The organism is Massilia sp., assembly GCF_031995545.1.
Classification (GTDB): domain Bacteria; phylum Pseudomonadota; class Gammaproteobacteria; order Burkholderiales; family Burkholderiaceae_D; genus Telluria.
The window spans coordinates 1-14,271 of the sequence record NZ_DAMAGA010000064.1 but is presented as its reverse complement, the minus strand read 5'-3'; the positions used below and the strand labels follow the sequence as shown (position 1 = coordinate 14,271).

13 protein-coding genes and 1 pseudogene are annotated in these 14,271 nt (G+C 62.1%); 4 read left to right on the top strand and 10 right to left on the bottom strand.

Annotation, left to right across the window (positions count from 1 at the left end):
* Window positions 1–227: 227 nt before the first annotated feature.
* A pseudogene (locus tag RTQ83_RS23545) lies at window positions 228–719 on the top strand (alpha/beta hydrolase); the annotation flags it as partial.
* A 102-nt stretch (window positions 720–821) separates the two neighbouring features.
* Here the strand turns inward: RTQ83_RS23545 and RTQ83_RS23540 are convergent.
* The gene (locus tag RTQ83_RS23540) at window positions 822–1,214 is read right to left on the bottom strand and encodes a winged helix-turn-helix transcriptional regulator (protein WP_409456148.1); all 393 of its coding nucleotides are present in this window, start codon (window positions 1,212–1,214) and stop codon (window positions 822–824) included.
* A gap of 121 nt (window positions 1,215–1,335) precedes the next feature.
* On the opposite strand from RTQ83_RS23540, the gene RTQ83_RS23535 reads away from it, so the two are divergent.
* Window positions 1,336–2,271, top strand: coding sequence for an NmrA/HSCARG family protein (locus RTQ83_RS23535; RefSeq protein ID WP_312520282.1), 936 nt, complete (start codon window positions 1,336–1,338; stop codon window positions 2,269–2,271).
* Window positions 2,272–2,451: 180 nt separating this feature from the next.
* Here the strand turns inward: RTQ83_RS23535 and RTQ83_RS23530 are convergent, their stop codons facing one another.
* The 3 genes from RTQ83_RS23530 to RTQ83_RS23520 form a co-directional block, all read right to left on the bottom strand.
* Window positions 2,452–2,826 carry a transcriptional regulator gene (locus tag RTQ83_RS23530; RefSeq protein WP_312520280.1) on the bottom strand — a complete coding sequence of 125 codons (375 nt, stop codon included), beginning with the start codon at window positions 2,824–2,826 and terminating at the stop codon, window positions 2,452–2,454.
* Window positions 2,816–3,133, bottom strand: a complete 318-nt coding sequence (locus RTQ83_RS23525; protein WP_312520277.1) for a type II toxin-antitoxin system HigB family toxin — start codon at window positions 3,131–3,133, stop codon at window positions 2,816–2,818. Before RTQ83_RS23525 ends, RTQ83_RS23530 begins: the two co-directional genes overlap by 11 nt.
* Before the next feature lie 527 nt (window positions 3,134–3,660).
* Window positions 3,661–5,253, bottom strand: a complete 1,593-nt coding sequence (locus tag RTQ83_RS23520; RefSeq protein ID WP_312520275.1) for an aspartate:alanine exchanger family transporter — start codon at window positions 5,251–5,253, stop codon at window positions 3,661–3,663.
* A gap of 87 nt (window positions 5,254–5,340) precedes the next feature.
* Between RTQ83_RS23520 and RTQ83_RS23515 the strand changes: the two genes are divergently transcribed.
* Window positions 5,341–6,342: a 2-hydroxyacid dehydrogenase gene (locus tag RTQ83_RS23515; protein WP_312520272.1), complete on the top strand. Its 1,002-nt coding sequence runs from the start codon at window positions 5,341–5,343 to the stop codon at window positions 6,340–6,342.
* Between the two features lie 46 nt (window positions 6,343–6,388).
* On the opposite strand, the gene RTQ83_RS23510 is transcribed toward RTQ83_RS23515, so the two are convergent.
* From RTQ83_RS23510 to RTQ83_RS23490, 5 genes are all read right to left on the bottom strand, one after another.
* Window positions 6,389–8,107, bottom strand: coding sequence for an EAL domain-containing protein (locus RTQ83_RS23510; protein WP_312520270.1), 1,719 nt, complete (start codon window positions 8,105–8,107; stop codon window positions 6,389–6,391).
* Between the two features lie 114 nt (window positions 8,108–8,221).
* Complete coding sequence (locus tag RTQ83_RS23505; RefSeq protein ID WP_312520267.1) at window positions 8,222–8,638, bottom strand: phasin family protein; 417 nt, start codon at window positions 8,636–8,638, stop codon at window positions 8,222–8,224.
* A 308-nt stretch (window positions 8,639–8,946) separates the two neighbouring features.
* Window positions 8,947–9,705 (bottom strand): acetate--CoA ligase family protein, encoded by a 759-nt coding sequence (locus tag RTQ83_RS23500; protein ID WP_312520264.1) that lies wholly within the window; start codon window positions 9,703–9,705, stop codon window positions 8,947–8,949.
* A gap of 14 nt (window positions 9,706–9,719) precedes the next feature.
* Window positions 9,720–10,106 (bottom strand): hypothetical protein, encoded by a 387-nt coding sequence (locus tag RTQ83_RS23495; RefSeq protein WP_312520261.1) that lies wholly within the window; start codon window positions 10,104–10,106, stop codon window positions 9,720–9,722.
* 329 nt (window positions 10,107–10,435) lie between these two features.
* Complete coding sequence (locus RTQ83_RS23490; protein WP_312520258.1) at window positions 10,436–11,485, bottom strand: hypothetical protein; 1,050 nt, start codon at window positions 11,483–11,485, stop codon at window positions 10,436–10,438.
* A gap of 412 nt (window positions 11,486–11,897) precedes the next feature.
* Between RTQ83_RS23490 and RTQ83_RS23485 the strand changes: the two genes are divergently transcribed.
* Window positions 11,898–12,164 carry a hypothetical protein gene (locus RTQ83_RS23485; RefSeq protein ID WP_312520255.1) on the top strand — a complete coding sequence of 89 codons (267 nt, stop codon included), beginning with the start codon at window positions 11,898–11,900 and terminating at the stop codon, window positions 12,162–12,164.
* Between the two features lie 1,126 nt (window positions 12,165–13,290).
* Here RTQ83_RS23485 and RTQ83_RS23480 read toward each other — a convergent pair.
* On the bottom strand, window positions 13,291–13,611 hold the full coding sequence (locus RTQ83_RS23480) for a hypothetical protein (RefSeq protein ID WP_312520252.1): 321 nt from the start codon (window positions 13,609–13,611) through the stop codon (window positions 13,291–13,293).
* Window positions 13,612–14,271: the final 660 nt, after the last annotated feature.

The window sequence follows — 14,271 nt, the reverse complement described above, 5'->3', positions numbered from 1 at the left end:
GCGGTTCTCCGCTAAATTATTGATTCCATGAGCGCGATACGGCCTGCAAAGCCGTGTAGACGGGTTCGACTCCCGTCCTCGCCTCCAGCTTATCTCATGTCCAGAATCGGACATTGATCAAAATCAGAAAAAATCTATCGCCGGCAGTTTCCGGCGATTTGCTTTTAGTCAGCGATTTTTTGAGCCTCTACGACTCTTACGTGGCTGGTAATCTTGTGGCGATGCACCTCGCGCTGCTCGGCATCCCGCCAGCGCTAGCGATTACGGGCAGACTTTGGGAGGGGTCGCGCGGGCCTACAGGCACTGGCTTTTCCTGATCCATTCGCGCCGCTGCGGGAGCGCTTGATCGAGCCCGGTCCGCACCCTACATCGTCGATGTCATGGGCCGGCGCAGCAGCGGCCTGGCGCCGTTCGACCCGCGCGCGCTGGACGAATACCGGCGTTACATGGCGCTGCCCGGCAGTGCGCATGGCATCTGCCAGGATTACCGCGTCTCGGCCGGCATCGACCTCGCGCATGATCGCGCCGACCGCGCCGCGGGTCGGCGGCTGGCCATGCGATTGCTGGCCTTGTGGGGCGGGCAGGGCGTGGTGGGACGCTGTTTCGATCCTCTGCGCGAATGGCGCCAAGTTGCGCCGACGTGCGCGGTGCTGCGCTGCCTTGCGGCCACTATTCCCGAAGAGGCGCCGGACGCCTTGCTGGACTGGGCGTGGCCGTTTTTCGGGGGGCGAACCGGGCGCGCCATGACCCGCCGCCGGCCGCTGCTGCCGGCGCACCCGGGAAGGCGTCGTCACGCATGCGAGTCAGGGGCGCCACGTCCATCATTCATCCTTGTGGCGCGCATCGTAGGCGGCCCTGGCCGCCTCCATCTCGACGGTGTTCGCCTGCGCCCACTTGTACAGGACGGTTAATGGTCCAATCAGGGTGCGCCCGAGCTTGGTGAGTTCGTACTCGACCCTTGGCGGAATTGTCGGATAGACGGTTCTTGTGACTAGCCCGTCCTTCTCCAGATTGCGCAGGGTCAGCGTCAGCATGCGTTGCGACACGCCCTCGATGTGGCGTGCCATGGCATTGAAGCGCATCGGCCCTTTCGACAGCGCGCCGATGACCATGATGGCCCACTTGTTGGCGATCCGGTCCAGCACCGCGGTCAGAGGCGCGCTTCCCGGGCACTCCGGCGAAGATGGGGTAACAGCAGTGTTCGTGACTGACAAAATTGTGCCTTCTTGCGTTGGTTTCTTTAGTGCTCTATTGTAAGCCACTTACAAAAAGGAACTGCTGGCGTCGCACCGCTATTCGGCGCCGTACCGCCGGCATGATCATGAAAGGTGACCAATGTCTCACGCAAGCAGCAATATCATCCTCGTGACGGGTGCAACGGGAACGCAGGGCGGCGCCGTGGTCCGCTCCCTGCTCGGCGCCGGACGCGCCGTGCGAGCGATGACCCGCAACCCCGATTCGGACAAGGCGCGCGCGCTGGCGGCGGCAGGTGTCGAGGTCGTACGGGGAGACTTCGATGACATGGCCAGCCTCGACGCCGCGCTGGCCGGCGCCAGCGGCGTATTCTCGGTGCAGACGCCAACCCACCCGGGCGACCTCGATACCGAAACCCGGGCCGGGAAAGCCCTGGTCGACGCCGCGTTCCGCACCGGCGTCGACATGTTCGTCCACACCTCGGTGGCGCGCGCGGGCGACCATGAACAGTTTGCCGGTTGGCGTGAAGGGCGCTGGGAGCGCTCGTACTGGCTGGCAAAGGCGGCGGTGAACGAAGCGGTCAGGCAGCGTGGCTTCGAGCGCTACGTCATCCTCAAGCCGGCCATGATGATGGAGAACCTGGTGGCGCCGGTGGCGCAGTTCATGTTTGCCTCGCTCGGCAAGACCGGTCGCTTCGAAACCGCTATCGCCTCCGGCACGCGCACCGACTGGATCGCCGCACGGGACATCGGCGCCTTCGCCGCGGCCGCGTTTGGCGACCCGGATCGGTTCCACGGCAAGGAAATCGATCTTGCTGCCCAGTCGTTGACCATGGACGAAGTCGCAGCCAGTATCGCACGCGGGACCGGCCGCCGGGTCAGCGCCGTGTCACTCTCCGAAGAGGAAGCCCTGGCCAGGAGTAACCACGCCGGGGTCGTTTCCAACCAGGCCTGGCGCAACGTCGAAGGTTACCGGGTGGACCTCGATGCGGTGCGCGCCTGGGGCATCCCTCTGACCTCGCTCGACGAATTCGTAGCTCTGTACCGGGACCGGTTCGTGATCGGCGGGGCCGACTGAGCCGGCCGGCGTTCAGCCGCCGGTCGCCGGGCCTAGTGGCGCGGGAGTCATGGTCTCCAAGCGGCGGGCCAGCGCGCCGAGTGCGAACGGCTCGACCACCAGCCCAGTGGCAGCGCCCAGCTTGGCAAATAGTGAGATGTATTCAATTGAAAATTGACTGCTAGTGCCCGTGTTGAACGGCTACACAGCAGCAGTACGCTTGGGTGGCTGAATTAGCGCTTCAGCGGGTATGCCAAGTCCTTTATGCAGTCTCCAGATCATCGGAAGTGTCAAAGGGCGAATCCGATTAAGCACCTCGTAAACCCGGTTGGAGCGGCCGATCATCGGTTCGAGATCCTTGACAGTGAGACCTTTCTGGTCCATCTGGAATTTGATGGCTTCGACCGGGTCTGCGACTTCCATGGGAAAGTGCTTTGACTCGTAGGCTTCGACCAGGGTTGCAAGCACGTCCAGCCTGTCACCTTCCGGCGTGCCAAACTCGGCAGTCATGAGCAACTCGACTTCACGAAGCGCTGCGTGATAGTCAGCGTCGGTACGGATGGGCTTAATGTCCATAATGTCCCTCAATAGTCTGTGCATCGATGGCGTCGTACTGTTTATGCGTGCCGACGAACTTCACGAAAACGATCCCGTACGGGTAGTTGATGGATGTAACCAGCCGGTACTTGTTGCCGGCGATATTGAAGACAACGCGTCCGTCCTTCAGAATGCTTGCCGTGCCAAAGTCGGCCTTGACGTCCGCCGGCGTCTGCCACTTGGCCTTGAGGACGTGGCCATGCCAGGTAAGGAGTGCCTCTTTGGCGTCGGCATGTTCAGGTCGCTCGTAGAAGGCCCGGAGCGTGGGCAGGGACAGAACTCGCATGCGCCGATTTTAGTCCCAAATTGGGACTAGGGCAAGCACCTAGTCCGCTTACGGTAGCAGTGCAAGGCTCAGCGCTCATTTAGCTCATCTAGTCGGAGCCCGCCGGGCTTGAGTACCATCATCACTGGGCCCGCTTGATGAAGTAGTATTTCTAAAGAGAGTCCATAGCTGCAGCTTGCGAAATAGTCTCTGCTGGAGCTCAGAATGTCATCTGTGCGAACTCAAGCGGTGAAAAGTGCGGTTCTCGACTAAATCTTTGATTTTATTAGTGCGAATACGGCCTGCAAAGCCGTGTAGACGGGTTCGACTCCCGTCCTCGCCTCCAGCATATCTTATGTCCGGGATCGGGCATTGATCAAAATCAGAACAAGTCTGTCGCCGGCATTTGCCGGCGATTTGCTTTGATAGTTCGTAATTTTTTCACTAATTTACGACACATCAGTGTCCAGTGAACTGGTAGCGATCAACCTCCATACTCCACATCTGGCATGTCCTGGAAATAGGGAGTCACGGTAACATCGCATCACTTAGTTCCCCCACACCCCGGCCAGCTGGACGAGCAGAATCTTCAACACTGTCATCGACGGGAAAATCATGGCGTAGCCCATATCGGGACGATCGGTCGGTGCAATCCTGTTGGCGAATCCGAGAATCGCCGGATTGCCGGTCACGCCAGCCACGATGCCTGCAACGCTGTCGAAGGGCAGGCGGAACACCCCTAGCGCGATCGTCATCGTCACCACCACCAGCGTCGCCACGATGGCGCTGCCGAGCAGCAGATACAGCAAGCCGTCCTGCGCAATCGTCGCCGCGAACGTGGCGCCCGAGGACAGGCCGACGACCGCAAGAAAGAGGGTAAGGCCGAAATTGCGCAGTACGAGGTTGGCCGAGATCGGCATCGCCCAATAAAGCGGCCCGGTACGGCGGCGCCAGCCCAGCAACAGCGCCATCAGCAGTAGTCCCGCAAACCCGAGCGAAAACTGCCCCAGCAGCGGTAGCGGCCAGTGAATGGCCCCGAAGCCGAGTCCCAGTGTGACGCCGACGCCAATGCCGATATAGCTGACCTCGCCGGTGCTGCGAACCGAGTCGCCGAACAGCTGGCGCAGGGCGGGAAAGCTGGCGCGTGGCGCCAGAACCCCGATGCGGTCGCCAGCTTCCAGCATGCGCTGCGCAGTGATCGGCAGGTCGGCGTCGCTGCGACGCAGGTGGAGGATGCGGGCATTGAGTTCGGAAGGAAGCGCCAAGGAGGCGATGCTCCTGCCGATGAGCGCCGGGTTCGAGATGAAAAAGCGCTCGTAGTCGAGGTCACTGCGATCGCGCAACATCCTGCCCGGATGGGCGCGCCCAAAGCGGGTGGCCGCGTCGTGCAGGAGCTCCGGGTCGATTCCGGTTAGCAGCAGCACGTCGCCAGGCTCGATACGCATCGCATCGTCCGCGACAAGGTTGCGATGTCCACGGCGGATGGCGGCGATCGAAATTCCCGCAGGCAGCCGGCTGCCCGCCTCGCCCAGGGTTGTATTGAGCACGCTGAATTCGTCGACGTCGATTTCCGCAATTTGCAATGCTGCAGCGCTAGCTTGTGCGATGGCCGGTTTGCGTATCGCATTGTACAGTCCAAGGATCAAAATTGGCACGGCAACCCCGAGCGGGTAGGCCACCGAATACCCGGTGGCGGGCGCGTTGCCGAAATCGGTCAATGCGGCCTGCAGCGCCGCGGTGCTGGTCCCGGCGCCGGCAAAGGCGCCCAGGGCCTCGCCCAGGCCCAGCGCGCAAGACCATTTCGCTATCAGCAACGTTAACGCCAATGCGCATCCAACCGCCACCGCAGAGGCAAGGTTCGACTTGGCGCCTTCTGCGCTGGTGAGGCCGCGCCAGAATTGGGCGCCGTAGGCAATACCCACGCCATACAAGAACAGCAGCAAGCCGAGGTTGCCGAGCAGGGGCGGCAAGGATAGCTTGGGGACGGCTGCACCAATGGCCAGGCCGACGAACAGCACGGCGCCGGCGCCTAGTGAAATCCCCTTGACCGTCACTGCGCCGAGCAGATAGCCAGCCGCGATCACCAGGAACAAGGCAAACAAGGGTTGTCCGGTAAAAAACAGGGCGAGGTCCGGAAGCATGGCGGACTTTCTCGAAAAGAGTTGAAACCATTCTAGCTGCAGCAGGTATTCTTGGGTCAGCCAATCCGACCGTCACTGGGAGCTCGAATGAAAACAGCGGTATTTAGCGCACGGCGCTACGACAAGACCATGTTGGCCAGGGCAAATACGCACGCCGGACACGAACTGCGCTTCATTGAAGACCGTCTGACTCCCGCTACCGCAGTGCTGGCGACCGGTTGCGAAGCAGTCTGCGTCTTTGTGAACGACAATGTCGATGCAGAAGTGCTGAACCTGCTGGCCCGGCAGGGCACCCGGCTGGTTGCAACGAGGTCGACCGGTTACAACCACATCGATGCCGCTGCCGCCGCGCGCCTTGGCATCGACGTCGTGCGGGTGACGGATTATTCGCCCCATTCGGTCGCCGAATTCGCCGTCGGTCTGCTGCTGGCAGTGAACCGTAAAATCGCGCGCGCCAGCGTGCGCACACGCGACGGTAATTTCGATCTTGACGGGCTGATGGGATTCGATCTGCACGGCAAGACGGTCGGGGTGATCGGCACCGGCAAGATCGGCATGATCTTCGCGCGCATCATGCTCGGTTTTGGCTGTACAGTTGTCGGACACGACGTGTATCCGAATCCCGGCTTCGAGGCGCTTGGGGCGCGTTATGTGGATAGCGATGCGCTGCTCGACTGCAGCGACGTCGTGTCGCTGCATTGCCCTTTGAACGAAGACACCCATCATATTGTCGACGCCGCCTCGCTGGCGCGGGCCAAGCGGGGCAGCATCCTGGTTAACACCAGTCGCGGCGGCCTGATCGACACCGAGGCCGCCATTGCGGCGTTGAAGACCGGCCAGCTGGGCGGCCTGGCGATCGACGTCTACGAGCAGGAGGCCAGCCTGTTCTTCCAGGATTTGTCCTCTACCATCATCACGGATGACGTGATCCAGCGTCTGGTGTCTTTTCCGAACGTGATCGTTACCGGCCACCAAGCCTTCTTCACAGTGGAGGCTGTCGGCCAGATCATGCAGACAACGCTCGAGAGCATCAGCGCGCTCGAGCGCGGCGAAGCGCTGACGAACCGCATCCCGGCGCCCGAAACTTGACGCGCGCTGCCGCAGCACATGGGCGTTTGTGCCGGCAGATGGCGCGTCAACCCCAGCACCGGTGTTGATGCGGCGCCCAGTGCGTACGGAAGTGACTCAATTCGGCGGCAGTGAGCGGGGCCGAGATCAGGAAGCCTTGCAGCTCGTCGCAAGCGCGTTCGACCAGGTAGTCGCGCTGGCGGGCTGTCTCGACGCCTTCGGCGACCACACGCAGGCCAAGCGAATGCGCCAGGGCCACGATGGCGCTGACGACTTTTGCAGAAACGGCATCGTCGGGCAGCCCGGCGATAAAACTCCGGTCGAGCTTGAGCACGTCGAGCGGTAGCGACGTCAGGTATCCCATGGAGGCGAAACCAGTACCGAAGTCATCCAGCGAAATCGACACGCCCATCGCGCGCAGCGCGCACAGCACTTGCAAGCCGGCTCCCTTGCTGTCGAAAAGATCATGCTCGGTCAGCTCCACCGACAAGCTCTCCGGTTCCAGGCCGTATTCGCGCAATGTTGCTTCGACGATTTGGACGATGCCGGCGGTGGACAGCTCGCGCGCGCAGAGGTTGACGGCGACGCGCATGGGAGCGTGCCCCTGCGACAACCATTGGCGCGCATCGCGACAGGCTTGCCCGATGATCCAATGGCTCACCTCGGGCATCGTACCGCTATGGCGCAACAAATCCAGTACCTCTACGATCGGCAAGTCCTTCAACGCCGCGTGATCGCAGCGCAGCAGCGCTTCCGCACGATGGATGCTGCCGTCGCCGGTGGACACGATCGGCTGGTACTCGAGGTGGAACTGACGTCGTTGCACTGCTTCGTGCAATGCCGCGATATGCTCGCGGTGACGTTTCGCCATGTCGTCCAGGGTTTGGGTGAAGTAGCGGTAATTGTCACGGCCATCGCTTTTGACGCGATACAGTGCGAGGTCGGCCTTGCGCAGCAGTTCGGCAGCCGACTGGCCGTCGCATGGTGCCGTTGCGATGCCGATACTGACCGATACGGACACCTCATGATGGGCAAGACGGATCGGCTCCCGGAACGAGGCCACCAGCTTGTGCGCCAGATAGCTCCCGTCAAGCAAGGAATGCGCCCCTGTTTGCAGGACCGCGAATTCGTCTCCGCCCAGGCGCCCGACATAGTCCGAATCGCGGGTCACGCTCCTGAGCCGGGCTGCGACTGCACCCAGCACCTCGTCGCCGGCTGCATGGCCGAGGGTGTCGTTGATCTGCTTGAACAGGTCGAGGTCGATCAGGTGCAGGATCGCGAAACTGTTTGCGCGTCCATTTGCTACCACACACTGGTCGAGCTTTTCGTAGAACACCCGGCGGTTCAGCAATCCGGTCAGTTGATCGGTGCCTGCGTGAGCGCGTATGGCTTCCTCGTTCAGGTAACGCTCATGTACATCTTGCGCAATGCGCATGAAGCCGATGTGCAGTCCGGCGCCATCGAAAAGCGCTGTCAATTCGGTTTCGACCCAACTGTCGCCGCTTCTGCTTACATGACGGCACGGGCGCGTTTCCGCCACGCCTTCATGGTTCAGCGCCCGCCGCATTTCGCTCTCTGGAAGGCCTGATTGTCGTTGGCGGTCAGTGAAAATACAGCCGAGACTGGTGCCGACGAATCCATCGTGCAGGCCAAACAAGGTCGCTGCTGCGGTGTTGTAATTTACCAGGCAGCCATCCGGGTCGGTGACGACCACAGCGAACCGCGAGCTTCCCGACAGCATGGCAGTGCACAGCGCCTGATCAAGCATGGCGGCAGTCGAGCGCATGATCCTGTCGCCGGCACCGACCTGGCTTGCCGTACCTGAATGGTCGATGTGCCGCACTTGCCGGCATGCCCGCTGGGTTGGTTTTCACGATGACTCCTGATGATCAAGCCGGTGTTATTTCTGGCGTGCGCTGGCTCCGGCCTGGTCCGCAGCGACCCGCGTCACCTCGTCCGCCAGTGCCTGAGCCGTACGGGATGTTTCCCGGCCATGCTGCTCGGTGACGCGTGCAAGATCCACCTGCGATCCTGCCGCAATATGGGAGATATGCTGCCGGTAGGTGTACATTTGTTCGGTGGCCGACTTGCCATCCGGCAGAACTGTGCCGGCCACGGCGCTGCCTTGCCCGTTTGCCAGCATGCGCCGTCCAGCGCCGAGGGACTCCTCCAGCATGTCCCGGCCGAGCTTGAAATTCGCCTGGCATACACTTTGAAACGACGACGACAGCGACTGCGACAAATCGTTGAAAAAGGCGAGCTGCGAGTCGAGGTGCGATCGCAGGGCCGGATTGACGGATTGAGTAAATGGAAACATGAGCTACCTTTCAGTTGAGCCGTACGCAGTACGCTCACTGTCAGTACAACTGGCGGGGGATTCCTGGCGTACCAGGGAAGGGGCAGCGACTCGCTGCTCGAATGCAGGATCTCGAAGGGACCGTGCGAACAAGACGACTATGCGCTCTTTTCAGGCCGCACGGGACGAACTGGAAAAAGTATTTACATGCATAAAATCGCGCACGTGTCGCACCACAGGGCGGCGCCCGGTTGGTCCGGCCGGCCTTTTAGCGCGATCGGGGCCGCGGGCAGGCGCGCCGTTCTACGGGTTCCTCAGGATCCAGTCCGTCACGCCAGGCCATACGATGCGCAAGGTCTGGGTCCCCATGAACAAGCCGATATGCCCGCCCGGCACAAGCTTCTGGACGATCTTCGCGGGCGCCGTACCAACCAGCGCCGCCGCGCGAAATAGCTGTTCCGGCGTCGTGACATCGTCCTGCTCGCCGGCCGGCAGGAACAGGGGCGCCTTGATATCGGCGATACGGTCACCCGCATGCGGGCGTCGAGCGCAATCACCCTTTGGGCGTTGGCCAGCAGCGGATTGATGTTGAGTTCCGCGATCTCGGGTGCATCAATGACCAGCTGGGCCACCTGGATCAGGGTGCGGCAGATCGCGTCGCTATCGGCTTTCGGACGATTGCGGTATCCCGACGGCAGCTTCGATATGCGCGTTCGCGAGACCATGTCGCGCGCAAGGACCATGTTCAGGGGCGGCAGGACCGCGTGGTCGGCGCTTACTTCCACCGCCACGCCTTCCTGTCCGAACAGGATGACCGGCCCGAACACCGGATCGGTCGTGACGCCCACGATCAACTCATGCGCCTGCGCACGCCGCACCATGGGCTGGACCGAAAACCCCTGCAGTCGCGCCTCCGGCTGCAGGCGCGACAGGCGCTGGCGCATCGCTTCGACAGCAAGATCGCCAGGCGCCGCAGGCGGCACCTGCATCAGCACATCCTGGGCGCGGCGGTAATGGACTATCTGCAAAGAAGCATGTACCGCGTCTTCCGGAGTATCGAAGGTTGGAATGCCGGCATCGGAGAACATGGCGCGCGTCTGCGTCACGGCGTCGCCGCAGCCAGCACGCCCAGCGTGCCGCCGTTACATACGAGTTCATCGGTCGCCATGACCCCGGGGCCGCCCCCGTTGGTCAGGATCGCCAGGCGTTCGCCGCCGGTCGGCCGCACATGCGCCAGGGTTTGTACCGCGTCGAACAGGTCGTCGGTCGACAGCACCCGCAACATGCCGGCGCGCCTGATCGCCGCGTCATATACGTCGTCGGCGCCCGCCAGGGCGCCGGTATGCGAAGCGGCAGCCTTTGCGCCCTCGGGTGCCGTGCCCAGCATAGCGACGCTCGGGTAGGCGGTGAGGCCGGCCAGCATCGTGTGCTTCGGGTTGACCGGATAGATCGGGCCTTCGAAGCCGCCGTCGATCAGGTTGCGCAGCACGGTTGCACCTACGCTGTGCTCCTTGTCGGAGGCGCCGATACGTTGAGGCGTCCGCCCGGTTGTACTTGCATCGTGATTGCGAATTTCAGAACCGCGTCGCGCTGGTGTGCGAACAGGGCGCAGGCTTGCTCGATCGGGGCCGGCTTCGACCGGTGCGTGACCGGCGGTGCCAGGTCGACCGGGCCCGAAGCCAGCGCGTAGCGGCCGGCGCATCCGCTCCCGCCGCGCCGCTGCCATGGTCACGCTGATTGCCCCTGCCTCGTCCACGCGCGGTCCGCGAACGCCTGAGGCAGCCCGTTTGCCTTGTTTTTACCCGAGGTCGTACCCATTCACATCCGCCGTGGCCGGGTGCTCGCGCGGCGCCGTCGTTCGTCGTCCTCGTTCATCGCGATTCCGATCGTGATCCTGCTCCAGCCATGCATCAGCGCATCGACAAAGGCTGCCCAGGGCGGCAGTTGGCCGGGATGGCGTCGCTTCCAGTCGGCCGCCGGTGCCGGGGCGGGTCCGCCCGTATCGGACGGCGCGGCTGGCGAGACCGGCATGGCGCTGGCGGCATAACGGCTGTTCCAGTGAGTGCGGCGATAGCTGTCGTCATCGATTTCCGGACTGATGCTGTTCCAGCCGGTGTGTACGGCCATTGCCGACGCAGCCCAGTGCGTCCCATCCGGGGACGATTCTTCCCACCGCAGCTTCAGGTCGCCGTTGGCCTCGCTCCATGAACGGTTGCGGTAACGATCGTTCTCATGCATGTCACGGCCGAAGCGGTATGCCGTGTGCGAAGCGTCGGCGCCGTCGGGCAGGTTGGCGGCAGCTCTCCAGGGCAAGGCGCTGCCGGGTGACTTGCCCTGCGATCGGCCTGCGTCTATCACCGGACCCGGGCGCGGTGCTCTGTCCGCCAACGTGGCCGCTGCAGTGCGCAGACCGGGATACTGGCCATGGCCAGGCGGGTCGTGCGGCATCTCCCGGACGCAAACGTGGCGCCGGTAGCGCATCGGCGCGATGTCCGGGTTCGCACAGGCTGCGCCTGGTGTGCTGTCGTTTGCAGGAAGGTCGATCAGGACCGGCACCAGCGCCGCAGCCCGCTGTGCCTGAGCGTCCGACGCCGTCACCAGCGTCAGGACGTGGCTGGCAGGCGGACCAGACCCGCTGGCCTGGCCCGCAGGATGGTCGCTGCAACGAACGACATGCCGCGCAGCGGGCAGATCGCGGCTGCCGGCCCAACAGGCAGACCGGTATCGGCCAGCGCTTCGCGCCGGCCAGCTGCCCGGTATGCTGACCAGCGTCGTATGCGCGCCAGGGTGTCCGGCGCGCAGCAATGCATCCAGTGCCTGCTGGGCCCTGGCATGGTCGTCGAAAACCGCTCGTAAGATGTGTCGCATGATGTCTCCTGCGGTGATTGAGGCAAGCATGCCGACCTTCGGCTGTCGTCTCGCCGCAATTAGCGCGTATGCGCAGCGTCGACGCCCCTGATGCATGCCCATACGGCCCGCAGCGTGCGGGCTGTGACGGCCACCGGTGAGTGCGCTGTTGGCCTGCCGCGAAAGGAAGTTTCCGTGGGCGGGAGCGCATTCTGGTGACCTTGCGAACCCAGTCTACTCCCTTGCGCTGCGGACGCGATAAAAGCATACGCTGTCGCGCGTGGTGCGGCCGGCTCGTCCTGTCGCCGCCACGCGTGACATGGTCCGGACGCATGGCCAGGGCGCCTGCAGGGGCATCGGCACGCAGCCGCGGCGACGGCAATGCTGCATCGTGCTAGCATGGATTCATGGTCACGATGATCGAGGAGCTGTCATGGAACTGATCGAGCCTGACGAGATGCTGCGGTATGCGGACGTGCTGAGAGCATGGTCTTGCGATCCTGCCGATTTCGAACTGCATGAAGTCGACACCACTGATCCGGGTAGTGATGAATTGTATCCCTTCAAGGGTTACGTCGACATCCGTCGCAAGTCGATTGCGCAGCACAGGGGGTATCCGACTGGCGACGCAACGGCATGGGTTGCTGCGTTCGAGCGTGATCTGGCAGCAGGACGATTTGGCCAGGTCCGGTCGCCCTGACCGGGGGCGACGTGCCGGCAGTTGGCGTCACTGCGCAAGACGACAGCATGTTTGCCTAGCGTTGCCGCGGCAATGGATGCAGGGTCCGCTTGAGCAGGATACGGCGGTCCCGGACGACGCATGCCAGGGAGTGTGGTTAAAACGATGTCGGTATCACGCTATCACTGCGCAGTTGGTGCATACCGGTATCCCGCCCATGAGGCTATCTGTTCGCTTCACGTTTTCAAGCGCATTGCCCAGGATTGTCCTGGTCCCAGATGTTCCATAGCATGGCAGCAGCGCCTTAATTAACCGGAGCACATCATGAGCAAAAGTCAGGAAGCGAAGAAATCCACGAAAAAAGAACCCGCCAAGACGCCAAAGGAAAAAAAGGCCGACAAGAAGGTCAAGAAAGCCGAGAAGTTGCGCCAGCAATAAGATTCTTTATAGAAAACACGCAGTTCAACATGCAGGCTTGCATGTCGTGCATGGAAAACTGGTACGGTAACGCGCCGGTCGAGAGCGTCCAGGGCAGCCTGCGGAACGAAATGATTCGTCACCAAAGATACGCCGGACCGGCCAATGCAGAATCAGCAATCAGGCAGTACAGCGAGAGCTTATACCATCGCCAGCGGCGCAGTTCGCGCCTTGGCCAGGTATCGCCAGCCTCATTGGCCGAGAATCTCAACAAGGCGAGACCGGCCGCTTGAGACGGACCTGTCCACCATTGACAGTACACCTCGATGGTGGCTGTATCGACGATCTCGGTGCACACGTCGTGGCCGAGTGGGTCTACGGCCAAGGCTGGGACGGCAGCCGTGTCCACGAACGCAGCGTCCATGCCAGGCAAGATTTATGACACCGCCTGTACCGCACACGAGCCTCGTCGAGAAATTGTCCGAGCCGATATAACTTCAGCTGCTCAACGCCACCTGGTCTCCTGCATGAGCAACTGGCGGCAGCTGAAGGTGCATCATTCGGCGCGTGCTTCCCGAAAGGACGCGTGCTATGACGTTCTGCGGGATATGCATCTCCTCCATGAAGGCGCGCGCGTAATCGAAGCCATGTGCGCGGGCGAGGACGATTCCAACGTCCACCAGCATCTGGCAGTGCGTATTCCGACGGACTTCGACGCAGGGTTCCATGGCTAATGCAGCTTGCGCAATACTGCTGTCAGTGCGTCGCCGAGTGATTCAAGCAACAATGGCTTGACGACGAAAGCGTTTACCGAAGCAGATAGGCACTGGGAGAGGGAATCAGCACACACCAGAATGAGCCTGACGTTCGATTGCATGGTCTTTGCTGCCGCAGCGTAGCTCAGTTCAAGACTTGTCGATGACCATGCATTGCCAATGATGACATCGAACGCAATAGCGCTCATCACCCTACGCGCGCGCTCGAGGGCATTGACCCCAAGGACTCGACAGTCCATCGCTTCGAGCATATCGGAAATCGTTTTGCGCATCATGCGGTCTTCTTCAACCAATAGGACGAGGGCTTGCACAGGACGCCTTTCGGCAGGTTAATCACCGATCTTACGCTGCGCCTTGCCTGTACATGGCGATTTCAAGAAATACATCTCAAAAACGCACATTTCATACGCATTACAGCGAGATCTTCTGTTATGACCGCGAGCAGGCCTGTCTCAAACGACGATGAGCGCGTGCAGGCGCATCTCCTTCACGGTGCCGGCTATTGCGCATGGCAGGCCTCCCTGTCCTTGCACGCGTTCTCCACGTCATGGGCAACCACATTGCTGCTCGCCAATTCTGTCCCGGAAGCTGTACGGCGACTGCAACCTGCCAATTGAAGATGGTCGATGGTCGCACTGGCGTTTTCCAGTGCATGCGCGCAGCCGCAGCCATAACCGACTGCGCACCTCGGGCAACTGATTGAACGGTCCGGCGTGAGCCCCGCGGTTTTCTGCGGCTAGCAAGGAAAGCCGGGCATGGCATCGACATCAATGCATGGCGCCGCGCATCCGTTCAGCCAGGTCCGCGCGTCCCCAGCATTGCCTGCATCCGCGCCGCACTCACCGGGTGGCTGAACAGGAATCCCTGGCCTTCGTTGCAATTGTGGTTCTTGAGAAAAGCCAGCTGCGCCTCGTCCTCGACGCCCTCGGCGATGA

What these genes read in the sequence shown, in the direction of transcription:
- RTQ83_RS23480 (WP_312520252.1), bottom strand. Translation starts at nt 13,611, where the DNA reads ATGATGCGCAAAACGATTTCCGATATGCTCGAAGCGATGGACTGTCGA.
- RTQ83_RS23490 (WP_312520258.1), bottom strand. Translation starts at nt 11,485, where the DNA reads ATGCGACACATCTTACGAGCGGTTTTCGACGACCATGCCAGGGCCCAG.
- RTQ83_RS23485 (WP_312520255.1), top strand. Translation starts at nt 11,898, where the DNA reads ATGGAACTGATCGAGCCTGACGAGATGCTGCGGTATGCGGACGTGCTG.
- RTQ83_RS23520 (WP_312520275.1), bottom strand. Translation starts at nt 5,253, where the DNA reads ATGCTTCCGGACCTCGCCCTGTTTTTTACCGGACAACCCTTGTTTGCC.
- RTQ83_RS23530 (WP_312520280.1), bottom strand. Translation starts at nt 2,826, where the DNA reads ATGGACATTAAGCCCATCCGTACCGACGCTGACTATCACGCAGCGCTT.
- RTQ83_RS23510 (WP_312520270.1), bottom strand. Translation starts at nt 8,107, where the DNA reads ATGCGCTCGACTGCCGCCATGCTTGATCAGGCGCTGTGCACTGCCATG.
- RTQ83_RS23505 (WP_312520267.1), bottom strand. Translation starts at nt 8,638, where the DNA reads ATGTTTCCATTTACTCAATCCGTCAATCCGGCCCTGCGATCGCACCTC.
- RTQ83_RS23500 (WP_312520264.1), bottom strand. Translation starts at nt 9,705, where the DNA reads ATGTTCTCCGATGCCGGCATTCCAACCTTCGATACTCCGGAAGACGCG.
- RTQ83_RS23525 (WP_312520277.1), bottom strand. Translation starts at nt 3,133, where the DNA reads ATGCGAGTTCTGTCCCTGCCCACGCTCCGGGCCTTCTACGAGCGACCT.
- RTQ83_RS23515 (WP_312520272.1), top strand. Translation starts at nt 5,341, where the DNA reads ATGAAAACAGCGGTATTTAGCGCACGGCGCTACGACAAGACCATGTTG.
- RTQ83_RS23535 (WP_312520282.1), top strand. Translation starts at nt 1,336, where the DNA reads ATGTCTCACGCAAGCAGCAATATCATCCTCGTGACGGGTGCAACGGGA.